17 protein-coding genes are annotated in these 20,780 nt (G+C 68.9%); 4 read left to right on the plus strand and 13 right to left on the minus strand.

Features of this window, described 5'->3' with window-relative positions:
* Positions 1-453: 453 nt before the first annotated feature.
* Positions 454-2,298, minus strand: coding sequence for an outer membrane protein assembly factor BamB family protein (locus tag KXS11_RS12995; protein WP_437386023.1), 1,845 nt, complete (start codon positions 2,296-2,298; stop codon positions 454-456).
* Positions 2,299-2,425: 127 nt separating this feature from the next.
* Complete coding sequence (gene tyrS, locus KXS11_RS13000; protein WP_437386025.1) at positions 2,426-3,748, minus strand: tyrosine--tRNA ligase; 1,323 nt, start codon at positions 3,746-3,748, stop codon at positions 2,426-2,428.
* A gap of 156 nt (positions 3,749-3,904) precedes the next feature.
* On the opposite strand from tyrS, the gene KXS11_RS13005 reads away from it, so the two are divergent.
* Both KXS11_RS13005 and KXS11_RS13010 read left to right on the plus strand, forming a co-directional pair.
* Positions 3,905-4,525, plus strand: coding sequence for a DNA-binding protein (locus KXS11_RS13005; protein ID WP_437386026.1), 621 nt, complete (start codon positions 3,905-3,907; stop codon positions 4,523-4,525).
* Complete coding sequence (locus KXS11_RS13010; protein WP_437386027.1) at positions 4,522-5,124, plus strand: hypothetical protein; 603 nt, start codon at positions 4,522-4,524, stop codon at positions 5,122-5,124. The genes KXS11_RS13005 and KXS11_RS13010 overlap by 4 nt, the downstream gene beginning before the upstream one ends.
* A gap of 30 nt (positions 5,125-5,154) precedes the next feature.
* On the opposite strand, the gene KXS11_RS13015 is transcribed toward KXS11_RS13010, so the two are convergent.
* The 9 genes from KXS11_RS13015 to KXS11_RS13055 form a co-directional block, all read right to left on the minus strand.
* Entirely contained in the window at positions 5,155-5,775 is a 621-nt protein-coding gene (locus tag KXS11_RS13015; RefSeq protein ID WP_437386028.1) for a DNA-3-methyladenine glycosylase, read from the minus strand.
* Between the two features lie 15 nt (positions 5,776-5,790).
* A complete protein-coding gene (gene argH, locus KXS11_RS13020) occupies positions 5,791-7,221 on the minus strand; it encodes an argininosuccinate lyase (RefSeq protein ID WP_437386029.1) in 1,431 nt (476 codons plus the stop codon).
* Between the two features lie 77 nt (positions 7,222-7,298).
* Positions 7,299-8,243 carry an ornithine carbamoyltransferase gene (gene argF / locus KXS11_RS13025; RefSeq protein WP_437386030.1) on the minus strand — a complete coding sequence of 315 codons (945 nt, stop codon included), beginning with the start codon at positions 8,241-8,243 and terminating at the stop codon, positions 7,299-7,301.
* Positions 8,244-8,276: 33 nt separating this feature from the next.
* Positions 8,277-9,461, minus strand: coding sequence for an acetylornithine transaminase (locus KXS11_RS13030; RefSeq protein WP_437386031.1), 1,185 nt, complete (start codon positions 9,459-9,461; stop codon positions 8,277-8,279).
* On the minus strand, positions 9,458-10,363 hold the full coding sequence (argB, locus tag KXS11_RS13035; protein WP_437386032.1) for an acetylglutamate kinase: 906 nt from the start codon (positions 10,361-10,363) through the stop codon (positions 9,458-9,460). The genes KXS11_RS13030 and argB overlap by 4 nt, the downstream gene beginning before the upstream one ends.
* 2 nt (positions 10,364-10,365) lie before the next feature.
* Positions 10,366-11,535, minus strand: a complete 1,170-nt coding sequence (gene argJ, locus KXS11_RS13040; RefSeq protein WP_437386033.1) for a bifunctional glutamate N-acetyltransferase/amino-acid acetyltransferase ArgJ — start codon at positions 11,533-11,535, stop codon at positions 10,366-10,368.
* On the minus strand, positions 11,532-12,575 hold the full coding sequence (gene argC, locus KXS11_RS13045; RefSeq protein WP_437386034.1) for an N-acetyl-gamma-glutamyl-phosphate reductase: 1,044 nt from the start codon (positions 12,573-12,575) through the stop codon (positions 11,532-11,534). The genes argJ and argC overlap by 4 nt, the downstream gene beginning before the upstream one ends.
* A 201-nt stretch (positions 12,576-12,776) precedes the next feature.
* Complete coding sequence (locus KXS11_RS13050) at positions 12,777-13,463, minus strand: response regulator transcription factor (RefSeq protein ID WP_437386035.1); 687 nt, start codon at positions 13,461-13,463, stop codon at positions 12,777-12,779.
* Entirely contained in the window at positions 13,460-14,713 is a 1,254-nt protein-coding gene (locus KXS11_RS13055; RefSeq protein WP_437386036.1) for a sensor histidine kinase, read from the minus strand. Before KXS11_RS13055 ends, KXS11_RS13050 begins: the two co-directional genes overlap by 4 nt.
* A 141-nt stretch (positions 14,714-14,854) precedes the next feature.
* Here KXS11_RS13055 and KXS11_RS13060 point away from each other — a divergent pair, with 141 nt between their 5' ends.
* Entirely contained in the window at positions 14,855-15,499 is a 645-nt protein-coding gene (locus tag KXS11_RS13060; RefSeq protein ID WP_437386037.1) for a hypothetical protein, read from the plus strand.
* A gap of 36 nt (positions 15,500-15,535) precedes the next feature.
* The gene (locus KXS11_RS13065) at positions 15,536-17,095 is read left to right on the plus strand and encodes a helix-turn-helix domain-containing protein (protein WP_437386038.1); all 1,560 of its coding nucleotides are present in this window, start codon (positions 15,536-15,538) and stop codon (positions 17,093-17,095) included.
* Positions 17,096-17,171: 76 nt separating this feature from the next.
* Here the strand turns inward: KXS11_RS13065 and pheT are convergent, their stop codons facing one another.
* Positions 17,172-19,685 (minus strand): phenylalanine--tRNA ligase subunit beta, encoded by a 2,514-nt coding sequence (gene pheT / locus KXS11_RS13070; protein ID WP_437386039.1) that lies wholly within the window; start codon positions 19,683-19,685, stop codon positions 17,172-17,174.
* A 2-nt stretch (positions 19,686-19,687) separates the two neighbouring features.
* Entirely contained in the window at positions 19,688-20,728 is a 1,041-nt protein-coding gene (pheS, locus tag KXS11_RS13075; protein WP_437386040.1) for a phenylalanine--tRNA ligase subunit alpha, read from the minus strand.
* Between the last annotated feature and the right edge of the window lie 52 nt (positions 20,729-20,780).

Consider the following 20,780-nt stretch of genomic DNA (forward strand, 5'->3'; position numbering starts at 1 on the left):
TGCAAGATCAACCAACCAGAAAAGGAAGGCATCACCAGCACGAGGTTTTTGGCATTTGACATTGTGCACGCTGTTGAGTTCTCAAGGATCGGATGCTCCTGCCTTTGGCCATCACGACCGCCCTGCAGGGCAACTTCTCTAACTTACCATGTCTTCGGTTCTTGTCAAATCGAACCAGGAGCTGATCGAGCGGACAGAGTCCACCTGATCCTCACCGCCTCGATGACCCGAGATCTGGGAAGTTCCAACCTAGTCTTGAAGCGAGGCAATCTCAAGTGTGAGTCTTGCTCACGACGAGATGCTCAGCTTTTGGCTGGGTATCAGTCCCACTTGAGGCCGGGAAGCTCTTCCGCTTCCCGCACCTTTGGGGTGACGAGTGATTACTTTACGCAGGACGCCAGGTCGTGGCAAATCGCGCCCGCATCCCGGGCGTGTCGCCCGGAAACACGCGGATCATCGGTCTGACGGGTCACTGACGCTCAAGACGGCGGGCTCGGTGGAGCCGGCCGGGAGGACCGAAGCAAGGGCGACAGCGCTCCCGCCCCACGCTGCGAAACCGTACGCGTCGCCCGCCTCCGGAACCGACCAGCTGCGCTCCCCCGTCGTGGCGTCGATCCCGACCAGTTTCCCGTCGAGGGTGAGCAGGAGCGTCCGCTCGCTGTAACCGACGAGACTCCCCGCGGCGTCGCCCTCCTCGTACCGGACCTCTCCGGTCCGCGCGCTGATGCCCGTGTACCCGCCTGCACCATCGCCGAGCATGATCGTGTCGCCGACGGTGTACGTGCCGTCCCAGGTGCTGGTCAGTTGGCTGGTCCATTCGACGTCACCGGTCCGCGGGTCCAACCGACGCACGTGCTGCCCCGACTGGTCGGCGACGACGAGCAGTCCGCTCGCATCCAGCACGACGGGCAGCGCGGACGTCACTGTCCACCGCTCAGCGCCCGTCGAGCCGTCGACACCGCGGATCGTCGTGTCGTTGCCCGAGTAGTCGATCGCGACGAGGTCGCGGCCGAGCTGTTGGTAGTACCAGGTGAGCTCCCCCTCCCAGGGGATCTCCGCACCATCCTCGAGCGAATACACGCTGTCGTCGAAGAAGAGCTTGTCACCGGCCGTCGTCGCGCGCTCCCCCGCGTCGCCGCTCACCTCCCAGATCGGGTCGGTCAGATCCGTCGATCGATATCTCCCGACCGTCCCGGTCCCGTCGATGGTCGAGGAGATCAGGAGGTCGCCGTCGAGGCCGGGGACGAACGCAGCCGGCGCCGCGAAGTCGGCGAAACCGATGCCTTCGACGCTCGAGTGCTCGGAAGAGGTCGACACCACACGGCCGTCCCGCCGACTGACCGACACCATCAGGTCGCCCTGGCTGAGCACGATCGCCGCCGCATCGGGTGGCGACACCACGACGGGTGCGTCGAACCGGTCGAACTCGTCGGACAGCTCGGTGACCCGGCGCTCCCACAGCGTGTGACCGTTCGCGGTGTTCACGAGCGAGATCCTGGTCTCCCCCGGCGCATCCGACACGTCGGCTGCGGCCAGCGGACGATCAGTGGACCACACCAGCAGCGCCGTGCTCGGCCCGGCCGTGTAGCCGTTCAGGTAGATCTCGTCGCCGGCCGGCACTTCGCCGGACAACGGGTGTTCGAGCTCCCACGCCCCGATCACCGGTTTGGTCGGCAGATCGCGGAGGAGCGCGAGACCCTCGATGCGGGGCGGCACCGCGCTGGTGACGACCAGCACGATGGCGATCACCGCGGCGATGACCGCGAGCGCCGCCGCCCCGACGATCACCCAGAACCGTTTCCTCGGGCGTCTCGACATTCGCTGCGGCAGCGAATCCGGGTGCCACTGCGCCTGTGCCATGCCGACGGCAGCCCCTCCGACGATCGTCGGTCCGCCCTGCGGCGATGGAGTCTGCGCATCGGGGTCGGACGCTCCGTCGTTCGGGGCGGGGGCCGCGAAGGCCGGCGCGGCGATCGTGTCAGCTTCGCCCGTCGCGGACGTCAGTTCGGGCTGCTGGGCCGCAGTCGTTCCGGGTGGTTGCGCCGAGGTCAGGACGTCTGCGGTCACGGGCGCATCGTGGGCGGCCGTGCCGGCGTCGGTGCCGGTCGCGTCGATCGGATCGGCATCACCGGTCACCCCGCGCGCTGCGGGCGGCGCCGACGACTCGACACTGCCGACAGCGGTCTCAACCGGTGCAGCGTGGGCGTCCGAGGCGTCGTCCGCCGGAGCATCCTCCTGAGCACGGGCGGTGTCGACATCAGCTTGCGTCGGCGTGGATGCCGTCTGCAGGGGCATCATGCAGCCACACGACGGACACACGCCTTCGCGCGGATCGACGATCTCGGTGCCGCAGGCCTCGCAGAGCTGCACTCGGAGCATCCCCTTCAGGTTCGGAGGGCGGGCGACAGCGTCCGTCGCCCGCCGATCAGGCGGAGGACCCGCCGAGGTCGGTGGTGAGGACGGCACCGGCGAGCGTGCGCTTCCCGCGGCGAAGCACAGCGACTCCACCGGCGAGGAAGCGGCCGTCGAACGTCGATTCCGCGTCGTCGATCTTGACGTTGTTGACCGAGACACCGCCCTGCGCCACGGCACGACGAGCCTCACCGAGGCTCGCGCAGAGCTGCGTGTCGGCGAGCGCCTGGATCACGAGCGTGCCAGGGGCGACCTCGGTGTTCGGCAGCTCCCGCACCGCAGAGCGCAGGGTCTCGGCGTCGAGTGCTTCGAGATCCCCCTGACCGAAGAGCGCAGCCGACGCCGCGATGGCTGCCTCAGTCGCCTCCACGCCATGGACGAGCGAGGTGACCGCGTATGCCAGCGTCTTCTGCGCTTCACGCTTGAACGGCTCCGTCTCGGTCGCCGCAGCGAGGCGCTCGATCTCCTCGCGTTCGAAGAACGTGAAGACCTTCAATCGGGCGATGACATCGGCGTCGTCGGTGTTGACCCAGAACTGGTAGAAGGCGTACGGGCTCGTCATGCTGGCATCGAGCCAGACGGCGTTTCCTTCGCTCTTGCCGAACTTCGTGCCGTCCGAGTTCGTGATCAGTGGCGTCCCGATCGCGTGCACCGTCGCGCGCTCCACCCGGTGGATGAGGTCGGTGCCACTCGTGAGATTGCCCCACTGGTCGCTGCCGCCCGTCTGCAGGACGCATCCGTGCGTCCGGTAGAGCTCGAGGTAGTCCATGCCCTGGAGGATCTGGTAGCTGAACTCCGTGTAGCTGATACCGGCGTCGGAGTTCAGCCTGGCGCTGACGGCGTCCTTCTTCAGCATGGTGCCGACGCGGTAGTGCTTGCCGATTTCACGGAGGAAGTCGATCGCCGACAACGGGGCCGTCCAGTCGAGGTTGTTGACCATGCGTGCTGCGTTGTCGCCCTCGAAGCTCAGGAAGCGCTCGATCTGCGCCCGCAACGAGCCGACCCACTCGGCGACGGTGTCCGGGGTGTTGAGCGTGCGCTCCGCCGTCGGGCGCGGATCACCGATGAGGCCGGTCGACCCGCCGACGAGACCGAGCGGCTTGTGTCCGGCCAGCTGCAGTCGACGCATGACGAGGAGCTGCACGAGGTTTCCGAGATGCAGACTCGGTGCCGTCGGGTCGAAGCCGCAGTAGTACGTGATCGGTTCCCCACCGAGCAGCTCCTTGAGCTCATGCTGGTCGGTCGACACGTGGACGAGCCCGCGCCAGACGAGCTCCTCCCAGACGTCGGCGAAGGCTGGATCGTTGCGCTGGGCGGGAAGAGCGAGGTTCGACACGCCTGCAAGGCTATCAGCGACGGGTGCCGACACGGCTCGGCGACCAGGCTGCGAGGACGGAGGGACTTGCAGGAATATCTATCATATTCGTGAGTTGTGGAAATATCTGCATGTTCGAGGTACTGTCAGTGGGAGCTGCATGTCGAGAGGAGCACCGTGTACGTCCTGACCGTCGACCAGATCGCGAGCCGCTCGAACGTCGACCGTGCCGGCCACGCCGTCGACCTCCTCAACGCACGCTACCGCGACCGACTGCTCCTGGCGGCCGATCGCACGGCCGGCGACGAGTTCCAACTCGCGACCGACGATGCCGGCATCGCGTTGACGATCGCCCTCGACCTCCTCCGCGACAGCGGGTGGAGCGTCGGCCTCGGGCAGGGCGACGTTCGGACACCGCTCCCCACAAGCACCAGGGCAGCGACCGGCGCAGCGTTCTACGCCGCCCGCGACGCCGTGACCCGCGCGAAGAAGGCGCCCCTCCGATTCGCGCTCAGCGCCTCCGACGCACAGCGCGGCGCAGACCTCGAAGCGCTCATCGTCCTCCTCCTGCACCTCAGGGAGCGCCGGACGGCGGGCGGTTGGGAGGTCGCCGACCTCCTGCACGAGGGTCTGACCCAGGCCGAGGCAGCGACACGACTCGGTCTCACCGAGAGTTCGGTGAGTCGGCGGGTCGCCGTCGCCGGCATCCGCGCCGAGGCCGCCGCGACCGAAGCCATCGTGCGTCTCCTCACCGACCTCGACCGACCCGGACGCCACCACCGAGAGGACACGCGATGAACGTCTTCGCGACCACCGCCATCACCTGGCCGACCGTCACCGGGTTCCTCGGGAGCGCCCTCGTGTTCCTGCTCCTCGGTCGATTCCTCGCGAGCCGGCTCGCGGACAGCCTGATGGTCGCGCTCACCGCCCTCATGGCCGTGGCCGCCCTGGCGACGACGCTGCTCCCCGCCGTCCCACCCACCGGACCAGCCCTGCTGCTTCTCGGCACCTTCGTCCTGCTGCTCGCCGTCATCGGCGGAGGCCCCGTGGCGGCGCTCGTGCTGACCTTGGCCACGAAAGGCACAGTCCCTCAGGGTGTGCACGGCGGCATCATGATCGAACGAAAGCCGTCGACCACCTCGCCACAGGTCATCGGACGACCGATCGAGGTGCTCCGCGGCGGGACGACGATCGGCGTCCTCGAGCGACTCGCCCTCGTGGCCGCGCTGTTCGCCGGGTATCCCGAGGCCATCGCGGTCATCGTCGCCGTCAAGGGCGTCGGACGGTTCAGCGAGCTCGACTCGGCCGAGGCCCGGGAACGGTTCATCATCGGTTCACTCGCGAGCCTGCTGTGGGCCGCCGGTGTCGCGGCGATCCTGCTGCTCGCACGTGGCTGAAACGCCGAGCGACGACGTCCCGTCAGCGCCTCACTCGAGTGCGCGCGGTGACCGTCGATACGGCGAGACGGTCGGCTCGCCCGGGAGGGTGAACCGCCACGGGTAGGCGGCACCGCCGCCGATGCCACTCACGCCGGTGCGCGGACCACTCACGATCACTGCCGCGCGCTGCTCCGGGAGCACGAGGGAGAAGGGCGCGATCGAGAGGTCGTCCCCCGACTGCCCGAGAGCGATGCCGAGTGCGACGGTCAATCTGGCCGGGCCGCGCGCGAGATCCCGCGCACGCACCTGAGCACCACGACGCATCGCCGCGAGGTCCTGCCCGGCCACGACTTCGCCGGCGCGCAACAACACCGCCGAAGCCGTCCCGACCGGCGAGCACACGACATTGACGCACACGTGCATGCCGTAGGTGAAGTACGCGTACAGGTGCCCGGGAGGCCCGAACATCGGCGCCGTCCGCGGCGTCCGCCCACGATGCGCATGCGAGCCCGGATCCTCCCCGACACCGAGGTACGCCTCGACCTCGGTCAGGCGCACGGACACCGTGCCCTCCTCGGTCGTGTGCGACAACACCGCGCCCAGCAGCGCAGGAGCGACCTCGAGCGCTGAACCCGCCGTCATCGCACGGAGCATGCCAGCGCTGGTCATCCGGACTGCGAATCGCTACAGGGAGAGCGCGTGCGACAGCTCGCCGACACGCGTCACGAGCGTCGTGAGCTGGTCCTGCACCCGCTCGGGCGCCGTGCCACCGGCTCCGAGGCGACTGCCGATCGATCCGTCGACCGTCAGCACACTCCGGACGTCCGGCGTGAGGTGCGACGACACCCCGAGGAGCGCCGCGTCATCGGGTTCGTGGAGCGCGAGCCCGCGCTCCTCGCAGTACCGGACGAGCTCGCCGCTGATCTCGTGCGCGTCGCGGAACGCCACCCCCTGTTTGACCAACCACTCGGCGACGTCGGTCGCGAGCGAGAACCCCTCCGGCGCGAGTTCACGGAGCCGTGCGGTGTCGAAACGGAGCGTGGCCACCATGCCGGTGAACGCTGGCAACAGGACCTCGAGCTGGCCCACGGAGTCGAAGACCGGCTCCTTGTCCTCCTGGAGGTCGCGGTTGTAGGCGAGCGGCAGAGCCTTGAGCGTCGCGAGCAGACCGGTCAGGTTGCCGATCAGACGGCCGGACTTCCCGCGCGCGAGCTCGGCGATGTCGGGGTTCTTCTTCTGCGGCATGATGCTCGAACCCGTCGAGTACGCGTCGTCCAGCGTGACGAACCCGAACTCACGAGTGTTCCAGACGATGATCTCCTCGGCGAAACGGGAGAGGTTGATGCCGATGAGCGAGGTGATGAAGGCGAACTCTGCCACGACGTCGCGGCTCGCGGTCGCGTCGATCGAGTTCTCCGTCGGACGGTCGAGGCCGAGTTCGTGCGCGACGAGCACGGGATCCAGACCGAGCGAGCTGCCGGCGAGTGCACCCGAGCCGTACGGTGAGGCGCTCGCGCGAGCGAGCCAGTCACGGAGGCGTTCCAGGTCGCGGGTGAGCGGCCAGGCGTGCGCCAGGAGCTGGTGGGCGAGCAGGACCGGCTGTGCGTGCTGGAGGTGGGTCCGACCGGGCATCGCCGCACCCGGGTGCGCTTCGGCCTGGGACACGATCGCGTCGATCAGGTGCACGACGTCACGCGCGATCACCCGGCCGTGGTCGATGAGGTACAGACGGACGAGCGTCGCGATCTGGTCGTTCCGGCTGCGCCCGGCGCGCAGCTTGCCGCCCAGCTCCTTGCCGGCACGCTCCACGAGCCCTCGCTCGAGCGCCGAGTGGACGTCCTCATCGCTCTCGGCGGCGACGAACACCCCGCTCGCGACGTCCGCGTCGAGCACGTCGAGCGCTTCGAGCATCCCTGCCAGTTCCGTGTCGTCGAGGTACCCGGCGGAGGCCAGTGCCTTTGCGTGCGCCCGCGAACCGGCGATGTCGTACGCCGCGAGGACCCAGTCGAACTGCGTCGACTTACTCAACCGCGCGAGCTCCGGGGACGGTCCGCTCGCGAATCGACCACCCCAGAGGGCTCCGGATTCGCCGGCTCGGTTCTGCTGATCTGCCACGGTACTCTCCTGTGCTGCTGATGCCCGGCGCGATGCCGAGACTGTCGAACGGGATCGGCCGGAGCCGAGGGGTGTCTTCAGGCCGTGGCCCGCTCGGTGTCCTGCTGCTCGAGCAACCAGACGAGCAGGGCCTTCTGCGCGTGCAGACGGTTCTCCGCCTCGTCCCAGATGATGCTCTGGGCACCGTCGATGACCTCTGCCTCGACCTCGAAGCCACGATCGGCCGGCAGGCAGTGCATGAACACGGCATCGCTCGCGGCGAGCCCCATGAGGCGACGGTCCACCCGGTAGGCGCCGAAGATCGCGACGCGTGAGGCCTTCTCCGACTCCTTGCCCATCGACACCCAGGTGTCGGTGATCATGACGTCTGCGCCGTCGGCAGCGAGATCCGGATCCGCCGTGACGAGCACGGAACCACCCGTCGACGCTGCGATCCGCTCAGCATCGGCCACGACGGCGGCGGCTGGAGCGAACTCGGCCGGCGCCGCGATCCGCACGTGCATCCCGGCGGTCGCGCCGGCGAGCAGGTACGAGTGCGCCATGTTGCTCGCGCCGTCGCCGAAGAACGACAGCGTGAGCCCGGCGAGCTCGCCCTTGTGCTCCCGGATGGTGAGGAGGTCGGCGAGGAGCTGACACGGGTGGAAGTCATCGGACAGGGCGTTGACGACGGGCACGGTGGTGCCGTCGGAGATCTCCTCGAGTCCGGACTGCGCGTAGGTGCGCCAGACGATCGCGGCGACCTGGCGTTCGAGCACCCGCGCGGTGTCAGCGGCGGTCTCCTTGCCACCCAACTGGCTGTTCGCGGTGGAGATGATGAGCGGCGAACCGCCGAGGTCGGCGATGCCGACAGCGAAGGAGACGCGGGTGCGCGTGGAGGACTTGTCGAAGATCACCGCGACGGTCTGAGGACCGGCGAGCGGTTTGCGCGACCAGCGGTCGCGCTTCAGCTCGGCAGCGAGATCGAGGATCTGCGCCTGTTCAGCGGGAGAGAGGTCGTCGTCGCGAAGGAAGTGACGGGTCATGTGTGGTCCTGTTCGTGTGAGGTCGGCGGCCGGTCACGCCTGGACGGCGTCGAGCGCGGCCCGGAAGAGCGTGGAGAACTCCTCGATCTCGGCGTCGCCGATGATGAGGGGTGGAGCGATTCGGATGCTGGTGGCGTTCGGGGCGTTGATGATGAGCCCCCGTTCGAAGGCCGCCGTGGAGAGTTCGGCCGCGACGGGCGCGGTGAGCCCGATGCCGATGAGGAGACCGTGTCCTCGGACCTCCTCGACGAGGGGCGAGTCGAGCTCGGCGATGAGCGTGCGCAACTGCGCACCACGGACAGCGGCGTTCTCCACGAGGCCGGCACGCTCGATCTCCTCGAGCACGGCGTTCGCGGTCGCGGTCGCGAGCGGATTCCCACCGAACGTGCTGCCGTGCTGCCCGGGCCCGAAGAGGTCCGACGCCGCGCCGAACGTGATCAGGGCACCGATCGGCATCCCGCCACCGATCCCCTTCGCGACCGTGATCGCGTCCGGCACGATACCGGCCCGCTGGAACGCGAACCATTCGCCGGTACGACCGGCTCCCGTCTGGATCTCGTCGATGATGAGCAGGACGCCGTGTGCCTCGGTGAGCTCTCGAGCCCGCTCGAGGAAGCCGTCCGGGAGGTCGACGACGCCGGCCTCGCCCTTGATGGGTTCGAGGATGAGCGCCGCCACACGCTCGTCGATCGTCGCCTCGAGTGCCTCGATGGTGCTGTCGATGTGCTCGACGCCACCAGGCAGCGGGTGGAAGCCCTCCTGCAGCGCGGGCTTCCCAGTGAGTGCGAGCGCACCGAACGTCCGGCCGTGGAACGAGTTCTCGAGCGTGATGACGCGGGTGCGCGAGCCACCGCTGTTGTTGAGGCGAGCCAGCTTGAACGCCGCCTCGTTTGCCTCGGCACCCGAGTTCGCGAAGTAGACCCGGCCATCCACCTCGGCTCCGGCGAGCCGCTTCAACCGTGCCGCCAGCTCGAGTTGCGGCGGGCTGGAGAAGTAGTTCGACACATGCGCGATCGTGTTCGCCTGGCGGGTGATCGCGCCGACGAAAGCCGGGTGCGCGTGGCCGAGCGCGTTGACCGCGATACCCGCGAGGAAGTCGAGATAGCGGGTGCCTTCGGCGTCCCAGACATGGCAGCCCTCGCCGCGGGTGAGCATCGCGATCGGGGTATTGAACGTGCGCATCATGTCGCGTTCGACGCGCGACTTCCAGTCGGTCATGAGTCCTCCGGGACGACCTCGGTGCCGGAACCGTTCTGGGTGAACACCTCGAGCAGGATGGAGTGGGGCACGCGCCCGTCGATGATGGCCGCCTTCGCGACGCCGCCGTCGACGGCGTCGAGGCAGGCTGTCATCTTCGGGATCATGCCCGATTCGAGCGACGGCAGCATCGCGCGCAATTCGGTGGTGCTGATCTGCGAGACGAGCGAGTCGCGGTTCGGCCAGTCGCTGTACAGCCCGGCGACGTCGGTGAGGATGACGAGCTTGGCGGCGCCGAGCGCGACGGCGAGCGCAGCCGCTGCCGCATCGGCGTTCACGTTGAGCGTCTGACCCGGGTGGTCGAGGTCCGGCGCGATCGAGGAGACGACCGGGATGTGACCGGACTCGAGGTATGCCTCCACCGAGGCGGGGTCGACGCTCACGACGTCACCGACGAGGCCGATGTCGACCGTCTCTCCGTCGACCTCGATGCTCCGGCGGCGACCGCCGAACAGTCCGGCGTCCTCCCCCGAGAGGCCAGCGGCGAGCGGACCGTGCTCGTTGATACGGCCGACGAGCTCCGGGTTGACCTGGCCCGTGAGGACCATGCGCACGACGTTCATCGCCTCGGGTGTGGTGACCCGGTAGCCGCCGCGGAACTCGCTGTGGATGTCGAGGCGATCGAGCATCGCAGAGATCTGCGGGCCGCCGCCGTGCACGACGACGGGCTTCAAGCCGGCGTACCTGAGGTAGACCATGTCCTCGGCGAACGCCTGAGCGAGCTCCTCGCTCACCATCGCGTTGCCGCCGAACTTCACGACGATGATCTGATCGCGGAACGCCTTCAACCAGGGCAGCGACTCGATGAGGGTGGCGGCCTTGGTGGCCGCCTCCTCCGGGGAGTTGTCTCGATACTCGGTCATCGTCAGCTCGCGTAGGCGCTGTTCTCATGCACGTAGTCGTGCGTGAGGTCGTTGGTCCAGATGGTCGCGCCGGTGGATCCCGCGTGCAGGTCGATCAGCACGTGCACGGCGCGCGGCGTCAGGTCGACGAGCTCGCGTGGCTGGTCGGGCTCCCCGGCAGTGCACACCTGGACCCCGTTCATTGCGACGTCGATGCCGTAGGGGTCGAACGCGGCGTTCGTCGTGCCGACGGCGGCGAGCACTCGACCCCAGTTCGGGTCGTTGCCGAAGATCGCGGCCTTGAAGAGGTTGCTGCGTGAGACCGCACGGGCGACCTCGACCGCGTCGTCCTCTGACGCCGCTCCGACGACCTCGATCGCGACGTCGTGGGCGGCGCCCTCAGCGTCGGCCTGCAGCTGCAGGGTCAGGTCGCGGCACACCGCGGTGAGCGCCTCGGTGAACTCGCCGTGATCAGGGGTGACTCCGCTCGACCCGGACGCCAGGAGGGACACCGTGTCGTTGGTCGACATGCAGCCGTCGGAGTCGAGGCGGTCGAACGTGACCCGCGTCGCTGCTCGCAGGGCCGTGTCGAGCGCTGCGGGCTCGAGGACCGCGTCTGTCGTGATGACGACGAGCATGGTCGCGAGGCCCGGCGCCAGCATGCCAGCACCCTTCGCCATCCCCCCGACGGTCCACCCCGCAGCCGCACGCTGCACGGCCTGCTTCGGCTTGGTGTCCGTCGTCATGATCGCGGTCGCCGCTGCAAGACCCGCAGCCTCGCTGGAGCCGTCGTCCTGCACCCCGCGGGTGGCGTCCCAGACACCCGCGGTGAGCTTGTCGAGATCGAGCTGCTCACCGATGAGACCGGTGGAGCAGACCAGCACGTCGTTCGCAGAGATCGCAAGCCGCTCGGCGACGGCCTCAGCGGTCGCATGGGTCGTCTGGAAACCGCGCGTGCCGGTGTAGCAGTTGGCGCCGCCGGAGTTGAGCACGATGGCCGAGACGATGCCGTCCTGCATCACCTGCTCGCTCCAGAGGATCGGGTTCGCCTTGCACCGGTTGCTCGTGAAGACGGTCGCCGCGTGCTGGAGCGGTCCGACGTTGTGGACGACGGCGAGGTCGAGCCCGCCTGAGGCCTTGAGGCCACAGGCCACACCGGCCGCCTGGAATCCTGCTGCTGCTGTCACACTCACGGTGCCACTCCATTCATGCTGAGTCCGGTCGTCTCGGGGAGCCCGAGCGCGATGTTCGCCGATTGGACCGCCGCACCGGCGGTCCCCTTGACCAGGTTGTCGACGGCGGTCACGACGACCACCCGCCCTGCCGCCTCGTCGACCGCGAGGCCGATGAGCGCCGTGTTCGCGCCGAGGACGTCCGCCGTCCGCGGGAACGACCCCTCCGGGAGCAGCTGGACGAACGGCTCGTCGTCGTACGCCGCCACCCAGGCCGCCCGGACCTCGGCCGCCGTGGTACCGGGCACGATGCGTGCCGTGGAGGTGGCGAGGATGCCGCGGGACATGGGCACGATGACCGGAGTGAAGGAGATCGTCGCCCGATCAGCGCCAGCAGCCCTGAGGCTCTGGGTGATCTCCGGGATGTGTCGGTGCGTGCCGCCGACGGCGTAGGGGTTGGCGGTGCCGAGGATCTCGGCGGCGAGGAGGTTGACCTTGAGGCTCTTGCCGGCACCCGACGGGCCGACGGCGAGCACCGACACGAGGTCCAACGGCTCGATCACACCGGCGGCGATCCCCGGAGCGAGCGACAGTGCGACCGTGCTCGCGTTGCAGCCGGGTGCCGCGATCCGCTTCGCGCCGACGAGTGCGTCTCGGCCGCGACCCGTCCGCGTCTGCAGCTCAGGCACACCGTAGGCCCAGGCGCCGAAGTAGTCACCACCGTAGAACGCCGCCCAGTCGCCCTCGTCGACCAGCCGGTGATCAGCACCGCAGTCGACGACGAGCGTCTCTGGCGGCAGTGCGGCGGTGACGTCACCGGACTTCCCGTGCGGGAGGGCCAGGAACACGATGTCGTGACCGGCGAGCACTTCGGGCGTGGTCGCGCTGAGGGTGAGGTGCCGCAACGACCGCAGGTGTGGCTGGAGCTCGATGAGCGGCTGGCCGGCGTTCGCGTGGGCCGTCACCGTCCGGACGTCGAAGTGTGGGTGGTCGGCGAGCAGCCGCAGCAGCTCGCCTCCTGCGTAGCCGGACGCTCCGGCTACCGCTACAGAGAAGGACATGGCTCTACCTTATTGAGTGGACTCTCGATGGACACGAGGCGGCGACTCCGGGCTGGCCGCACCGTCCGTTGGACGGGTGCGTGCACGGGTCGCCTATCGTCGCTCTGCGGTAGCGCGTGCGGACACGGGACGGCGGAGGGCGCGGAGCGTGATCGCCCGCGAAGAACCCTGTGCCTGGAAACGTGCCATGTCGAGATCGTACTACGACTGGGAGGAAGCCGACGAATCCTCACCCAGCCCCGAACGCTGCGCGATGAGCGCCGCCTGGACGCGTGAGCGTGCCTCGAGCTTCACGAGGATCCGTGACACGTGCGTCCGGGCGGTCGCCTCCGAGAGCCCGAGGGCTTCGGCGATTCCGGCGTTGCTCAACCCGGCGCCGAGCTGCACGAGCACGTCGCGTTCCCGCGGCGTCAGCGACGAGAGCCCGGGATGGGGTGGTTCGGGTTCCGGGCTGGGAGTCGGTCGGGCCGCGGCGAGCCGGTCGAGCACCCGTCGCGTGACCTCGGGGGCGAGCACCGCCTCGCCATCGTGCACACGTCGGATCGCGTCGACGAGACCGGCCGCGGAGACCGTCTTCACGAGGAACGCACTCGCACCGGCGGCGAGGGCGTCGTCGACGTACCGGTCGATCGCGAAGGTGGTGAGCACGATCACCTGCGGAGGCGGGGTCGCCGCCGCGAGGATCGACGGGATCGCGTCGATGCCCGAAGCCCTCGGCATCTGCACGTCGAGCAGGACGACGTCGGGTCGGTGCGTGGCGGTCGCAGTGACCACCGTGGCACCGTCGGCGACCTCGCCGACGACGACGATGTCGACCGGCTCGTCGAGCAGCGCACGGAGCCCCGCGCGCACGGCGGCATGGTCGTCGGCGATGAGCACCCGGATCATGACGCCACCCGCTCGCCGGTCGGCGCATGCAGCACGGTCCGCCACGAGGCGCCGTCCGGCCCTGCGGTGAGATCCCCTCCGACGAGCCTGGCGCGTTCAGCGAGCCCGACGAGTCCCACCCCGCCGGACCCGGCGAGCGCCGTGGGACCCGTGGCGGGCGCGAGCGGATTGACGATCGACACGGAGAGGAGGCCTGCTCCCACGCTGACCACGACCTCGGTGCGTGCACCCGGTGCATGCTTTGCGACGTTCGTCAGCGCTTCGACGAGTGCACGCAACCCCACGACGGAGATCTGCGGCGGGACGACGGCGAGCGCTGCGTCATCGTCGGCCGACAGGACGACCTCGAGGCCGTTCGCCTCGGCGACGGCGACGGCTCGGTCGATCTCGTCGGCGGTGAGTCTCGTCGGGGCTTCGGTGACCCCTGCGGTGGCGGGATCCCCGCGGAGGACGTCGATCATGGTGCGCATGTCGGTGAGGGCGTCGAGGCTGCTCGACCGGACGAGCTCGAGGCTCCGACGGAGGGGCACCGGGTCGGTCATGTCCTGCCGTTCGAGAGCGGCGGTGGACTGCATGGCGATGGCCGAGAGGTGGCCGGCGATCACGTCGTGCAGTTCGCGACTGAGTTCGAGGCGTTCGCGGGTGACAGCATCCTGACGGAGCGCCATTGAGGCGTGTTCGACGGCGTCTGCGCGTTCGCGTTCACGCTGGGCCTCGAGCCGCGGGTACCGGACCATGCGACCGATCCAGATGGAGCTGGCGAGCAGCACCGGCACGGTGATGAGCGAGCCGAGGAACAGGCCTTCTGACAGGTGGTCGAGGGCTTCGACACCGGCGGTCGCCCAGGTCACGCCGAGCACTGCCACCGAGGCCAGCGAGACTGCCGTGCCGATGACCGCGACGACGTCGACGACTCGAGAGGCGGCGTAGAGTGCGGCGGCGTAGGCGAGGTCGGAGAGCACGATGAGGACCCCGAGGCCGCTCACGCCGGTGACGAGAACCTCGACCACGACGACGAGTGCCCCCACCGCGAGCATCGTCAGCGGCCGGCGTCGGCGTCCCAGGTGCGCCACGAGGATCGCCGCGAGGAAGGCGAACGACGCCCAGAGCGGCGGGACGGTCACCGTCGTTCGCCACGGGATCACGAACCCGATGAGCCCGAGGATGACGCCGACCACCGCACACAGGGTCGTGATCAGCGGGAGACGGTGACGACTCACCCAGCGGCGTGGACGGTCGAGAGCGGTCATGCACCCATCTCACCAGCTACCGACCTCCGGCGCGAGCGTCGGACGACGGACCGAGGCATACGCAGTTCCGCTGACCCTGGCGGCCTGAAGATCCGCGACCCGCCGGATGCGAGGGACGACGTCGGCGAGGAGCATCGAAGCATGGACACCTTCACCGAACTCTTCGGCACCAGCCCGCTCATCTGGGCGATCCTCGGCGCGGAGGCCGCATTCTGGATCCTCCTGTTCGGCGGACTCGCCGTCCGCTACCTGCTCCGGAACCGCCGACTCAGCACGATCATGCTCATCGGCGTGCCGGTCGTCGACCTCCTGCTCCTCACCTTCACGGCGGTCGACCTCGCGGGCGGCGTCGAACCGAACTTCAGCCACCTCATCGCGACGATCTACCTCGGTTTCACGATCGCGTTCGGGCACTCGTTGATCACGAAGACGGATGCCTGGTTCGCACACCGGTTCGCCGACGGACCAGCTCCCGCCAAGAAGCCGAAGTCAGGGCCGGCGTACGTCCGCGCAGCCTGGCTCGAATGGCGACGCGTCGCGCTCGCCGTGGGTATCGCTGTGGTCGGCCTGCTCGCGATGCAGGTCATGGTGGGCTGGGCCGTTCCGTCGTCCTTCGCCGAGGCCAACGAGGACGTGATCTGGAGCATGGCACTGCGCCTCCTCCTCATCGCCGGAATCTGGTTGGTCGCGGGTCCCGTGTACGCGACAGTGTTCAAGAGCACCCCTGCCACTGACACCACGCAGCGGGTATCTCCCGCGAGTGACACGCTTTCGAATCATCGTTAGAGGTGTTTTATCTCATATCCGAGATAGAGTGATGGCATGGTAGACACTTCGACCTTCACCCGGACCGACCCTGCGGCCCCTCTCCGCCAGGTCGGCGCCCTCATCAGAGGCGCCCGCCAAGGACGCAAGCTCACCCAGGCGCAACTCGCCGAACGGGTGGGCACCAGCCAGAGCGCGATCAACCGCATCGAGCAGGGCAGCCAGAACATCAGCATCGACCTCCTCAGCCGCATCAGCACGGCACTCGAGAGCGAGATCGTGACGTTCGGCGAGCAGAAGAAGAACTCGCACCTCCGGGTGCAGGGTGGCCGGCAACTCCACGGCAGCATCGAGGTCCGATCCAGCAAGAACGCGTCGGTCGCGCTCCTCTGCGCCGCGTTGATGAACCGCGGCCGGACGACGCTGCACGGCATCGCCCGCATCGTCGAGGTCGACCGCATCATCGACGTGTTGCGCAGCCTCGGGGTCTCCGTCGTCTGGTCATCCGACGGGCAGGACGTCGAGATCCACGTGCCCGCCGACCTCTCGCTCACGAGCATCGACGAAGACGCCGGGCGCCGTACTCGCAGCGTCCTCATGTTCCTCGGCCCGCTGCTCGGACGCTACAACAGCTTCTCCCTCCCCTACGCCGGTGGTTGCGACCTCGGCACCCGGACGGTCGAGCCCCATCTCATCGCACTTCGTCCCTTCGGCCTCTCGATCGAAGCGACCGCCGGTTGGTACCAGGCGACCGTCTCCCCCGACGTCCCGAAAGAGCTCAGCGTCGTCCTCACCGAGCGCGGCGACACGGTCACGGAGAACGCGATCATGGCCGCCGCCGTGCGCGACGGCGTGACGGTCATCCGCAACGCCAGCCCCAACTACATGGTCCAGGACCTGTGCTTCTACCTGGAACTGCTCGGCATCACCATCGAGGGCATCGGCAGCACCACCCTGCGGATCACCGGGCGGAGTGTCATCGACCAGGACGTGGACTACTGGCCGAGCGAGGACCCGGTCGAAGCCATGAGCCTCCTCACCGCCGGCATCGTCACTGATTCCGAGATCACCGTGACACGGGTGCCGATCGAGTTCATGGAGATCGAGCTCGCGACCCTCGGAGAGATGGGACTGCGCCACACCCGCTCAGCCGAGTACCCGGCGGCAAACGGCCGGACGAGGCTCGTCGACATCACCGTGCACCCGTCCAAGCTGCACGCACCCATCGACAAGATCCACCCGATGCCGTTCCCCGGCCTCAACATCGACAACCTGCCGTTCTTCGCCGTCATCGCGGCGTGTGCCGAGGGAGACACCCTCATCCACGACTGGGTGTACGAGGGCCGGGCCATCCATCTCACCGACCTCACCCGGCTCGGCGCGAACGTCCGGCTCCGCGATCCGCACCGGATCGACGTCTCCGGCCCGACCCACTGGTCGGGGGCGGAGGTCAGCTGCCCGCCGGCGCTCCGCCCGGCGGTCGTCATCCTCCTCGCGATGCTCGCGGCGAAGGGCACCAGCGAGCTGCGCAACGTCGACATCATCGCGCGCGGGTACGAGCAGCTCCAGGAACGGCTCATCTCGCTCGGCGCCTCCATCGAGACCTTCCGCGACTGACCGTCGCACACGACGACGGCCCTGCAGATCATCGATCCGCAGGGCCGTCGTCATGCGCCAGTGGTGCGCGCTCCGCTCAGTCGCGGACGCTCGCTCCGAACCGTTCGGCAGCGGCAGCGGCACCGGCGAGCTTCGCATCGCTCGCCTCGGCAGCGGTCAGCGTGCGGTCGGGGGCGCGGAAGCGCAGCGCGAACGTGAGGCTCTTGCTCCCCTCGGGGACGCCCTGACCGCGGTAGTCGTCGACGAGACGCACCTGCTCGAGCAACGTACCGGCACCAACCCGCACGGCGTCGAGCACGTCGCCCGCCGGTACGTCGACGGGGACGAGCAGCGAGAGGTCCTGGGTGGCGGCGGGGAAGGTCCCGATGCCGACGGCCTCGGGCACGGCGTCGCCCAGAGCGATCACCCGTTCGAGGTCGAGCTCGGCGACGGCGACCACCCGAGGGAGGTTCGCCGACTCCGCGACGGCCGGGTGCAGCTCTCCTGCGTAGCCGACGAGGACGTCATCGACGTGCAGCATCGCCGTCCGCCCCGGGTGGAGGGCCTGGTGACTCCCCTGCGACACGGTGATCTCGACCCCGGTCGCGACAGCGACCGCCTGGACCGCTTCGAGCGCGTCCGCGATGCCGGCGGTGACAGCAGGCTGCCCAGGCTGCTTCACGACACTGTTGCCGAGGGCGAGGAACGCGAGATGCTGCGGCTGGGCCGGAACGCCGGCCTCCAGCTCCTCGAGCTCGGCATCGCTCGGACGCACGGCACCCGCGGGGAGCACCGCCTGCCCGAACGCACCGTGACGCGAGGGGCGGAACACCGCGCCGACCTCGAAGACGGAGAGGTCGGTGAGTCCACGCGAGACGTTGCGGTGCGCGACCTCCAGGAGACCGGGGAGCAGCGAGGTGCGGAGGAATCCGGAACGCGCGTCGAGCGGGTTCGCGAGCTTGACGGCGGGGACGCCGCCCGCCTGCGGGGAACCGAACAGGTCGTTGTCCGCCGCCGAGACGAACGGGTAGGCGAGGACCTCTGTCGCACCCGTGTACGCGAGGGCGTCGGACGCCCCACGACGCAGACGCTGCGAACGGGTGAGCCCGCGGCCAGGAGGCGCCACCGGCAGGACGGACGGGATCCGGTCGTACCCGAGGATCCGGGCGACCTCCTCCGCGAGGTCCTCCTTGCCGGTGATGTCATGACGCCAGCTCGGCGGGGTGACGAGCAGACCGTTCTCCGACTCCGCGATCGTCGCGCCGATCTCGGCGAGTGCCGAACGGCTCTCGGCGTCGCCGAACTCCACACCGACGAGCCCGTTGATGTAGCCGGACGGCAGCAGGATCGGCTGGCGGTCCTCCGCTGCGGTGAACGTCGAGCCGAGCGTGTCGGGGGTGCCCCCGGCGAGATCGACGAGGAGCTGGGCGACCCGGCCTGCGGCGGCGACCGCGACCCGGGGGTCAACACCGCGCTCGAATCGCTTGGACGCCTCACTCGGGAGCTTGTGTCGACGGGCGCTCCGCGCGATCGACACCTGGTCGAAGTTGGCTGCTTCGATGAGCACGTTGCGCGTGGCGGCCGTGATCTCGGTGTCGAGGCCGCCCATGACGCCGGCGAGGCCGATCGGACCGGACTCGTCCGTGATCAGGAGGTCCTCACCGTGCAGCTTCCGCTCTTGACCGTCGAGGGTGACGAAGGTCTCGCCCTGCTCCGCACGCCGGACCACGATGCCGCCCGACAGCTTGTCGAGGTCGTAGCCGTGGAGCGGCTGACCGAGCTCGAGCATGACGTAGTTGGTGATGTCGACGACGAGCGAGATCGAACGGATGCCGGCGAGCTTCAGACGGGACACCATCCACGGCGGCGTCGGACGACTCGGATCGACGTCGCGGACGACCCGCGTCACGAAGACGCTCGAGCCGATGCGGCCGCGGATCGGGGCCTGGTCGTCCACCGCGACCGAGAAGCCGTCGAGGGCGCCCGTGTAAGCCTCGGGGACGTTGGAGGCGGGGTCGCGGAACGCAACGCCCGTCGCGTGCGAATACTCACGGGCGACTCCGCGGATCGAGAACGCGTATCCGCGGTCCGGCGTGACGTTCAGTTCGACCGCCACGTCGTCGAGGCCGAGGAGCGCGATCGCGTCCGTGCCGACCGGAGCCTCGACGCCGATCGTGGACAGTCGCAGGATGCCGTCGTGGTCGTCACCGAGGCCGAGCTCGCGTGCGGAGGCGATCATTCCGTCGGAGACGTGGCCGTAGGTCTTCCGTGCCGCGATGGGGAACGGACCGGGCAGCACCGCACCGGGCAGCGTGACCACGACGTGGTCGCCGACGAAGAAGTTGCCCGCACCGCACACGATGCCTCGGACGGCGTCGTCCGCGTCGCCCTCCGCCACGCGCACCTGGCACCATCGGATCGTCTTGCCGTTCGACTGGGGCTCCTCGACGAAGGAGAGCACCTCGCCGACCACGATGGGTCCGCTCAACTCGAAGGTGTGGACGTCCTCCTCCTCGAGGCCGACGCGGACGAGGGCCGCGTGGACGTCCTCGGGCGTCGTTCCCGGGGCGAGCTCGACGAACTCTCCCAGCCAGCTCAATGGAACACGCACGACTACACCACCATCCCGAACTGCTGGGAGAAGCGGACGTCGCCCTCCACCATCTCTCTCATGTCCTGCACGCCGTCGCGCAGCATCAGGCCGCGCTCGACGCCCATCCCGAAGGCGAACCCGGAGTAGACGTCCGGGTCGATCCCCGCCGAACGCAGGACGTTCGGGTTGATCATGCCGCAGCCGCCCCACTCGATCCAGCGCGGCCCATCCTTGAAGGTGGGGTGCCAGAAGTCGAGCTCGGCGCTCGGCTCGGTGAAGGGGAAGTAGCTGGGCCGCAGACGCACCTTCGCGTCTTCGCCGAACACGCTCTTCACGAAGTGGTCGAGCGTCCCACGCAGGTGCGCCATGGTGAGTCCCTTGTCGACGGCGAGGCCCTCGAACTGCATGAAGACAGGAGTGTGCGTCGCGTCGAGCTCATCGGTGCGGTAGACGCGGCCCGGAGCGAGGACGTAGATCGGCACGTCGCGCTCGAGCATGGAACGCACCTGCACTGGCGAGGTGTGCGTGCGCAACACCAGGTGGGATTCGAGCGGCTCCACGAAGAAGGTGTCCTGCATGGCCCGGGCCGGGTGGTCCGCATCGAAGTTGAGCGCGTCGAAGTTGAACCACTCGCTCTCCACCTCCGGGCCCTCCGCGATCTCCCAGCCCATGGCGACGAAGATGTCGGAGACCCGGTCCTGCAGGAGCGTCAACGGGTGGCGCGCACCTGGCGTGCGTCGCAGCGGGACCGCGGTCACGTCGACGGCCTCGGCTGCGAGCCGCGCCTCGGTCTCTGCCGCGAGGATCTCAGCCTCGCGAGCGGCGAATGCCTGATTCACCCGGCCGCGTGCCTGACCGACGAGTTTGCCGAGAGCGGCCTTCTGGTCGTTCGGCACGCTGCGGAGCGATCCGTTGAGCGCGGCGAGGGCACTCGCCTCGCCGGCGTGGGCTGATCGGACCGCTTTGAGAGCGACCGAGTCGGTGGCTGCGGCGATGGCTTCGAGAGCCGCTTCGACCGCGGCGTTCACCGCTGATTCGGAGATTGGGGATGCGTCGGACACGAGAGCCAAGTCTACCCAGGTGACCGCCGGTCTCGGGCGACCGCCTGCGAGG

The sequence above is a fragment of the Plantibacter flavus genome (assembly GCF_051487245.1).
Lineage (GTDB): Bacteria > Actinomycetota > Actinomycetes > Actinomycetales > Microbacteriaceae > Plantibacter > Plantibacter flavus_B.

Coding starts and splice junctions, on each gene's coding strand:
- KXS11_RS13065 (WP_437386038.1), top strand. CDS start 15,536: ATGGTAGACACTTCGACCTTCACCCGGACCGACCCTGCGGCCCCTCTC.
- KXS11_RS13010 (WP_437386027.1), top strand. CDS start 4,522: ATGAACGTCTTCGCGACCACCGCCATCACCTGGCCGACCGTCACCGGG.
- KXS11_RS12995 (WP_437386023.1), bottom strand. CDS start 2,298: ATGATGCCCCTGCAGACGGCATCCACGCCGACGCAAGCTGATGTCGAC.
- argC (WP_437386034.1), bottom strand. CDS start 12,575: ATGTCCTTCTCTGTAGCGGTAGCCGGAGCGTCCGGCTACGCAGGAGGC.
- KXS11_RS13030 (WP_437386031.1), bottom strand. CDS start 9,461: ATGACCGACTGGAAGTCGCGCGTCGAACGCGACATGATGCGCACGTTC.
- KXS11_RS13050 (WP_437386035.1), bottom strand. CDS start 13,463: ATGATCCGGGTGCTCATCGCCGACGACCATGCCGCCGTGCGCGCGGGG.
- argF (WP_437386030.1), bottom strand. CDS start 8,243: ATGACCCGTCACTTCCTTCGCGACGACGACCTCTCTCCCGCTGAACAG.
- KXS11_RS13015 (WP_437386028.1), bottom strand. CDS start 5,775: ATGACCAGCGCTGGCATGCTCCGTGCGATGACGGCGGGTTCAGCGCTC.
- KXS11_RS13055 (WP_437386036.1), bottom strand. CDS start 14,713: ATGACCGCTCTCGACCGTCCACGCCGCTGGGTGAGTCGTCACCGTCTC.
- argB (WP_437386032.1), bottom strand. CDS start 10,363: ATGACCGAGTATCGAGACAACTCCCCGGAGGAGGCGGCCACCAAGGCC.
- KXS11_RS13060 (WP_437386037.1), top strand. CDS start 14,855: ATGGACACCTTCACCGAACTCTTCGGCACCAGCCCGCTCATCTGGGCG.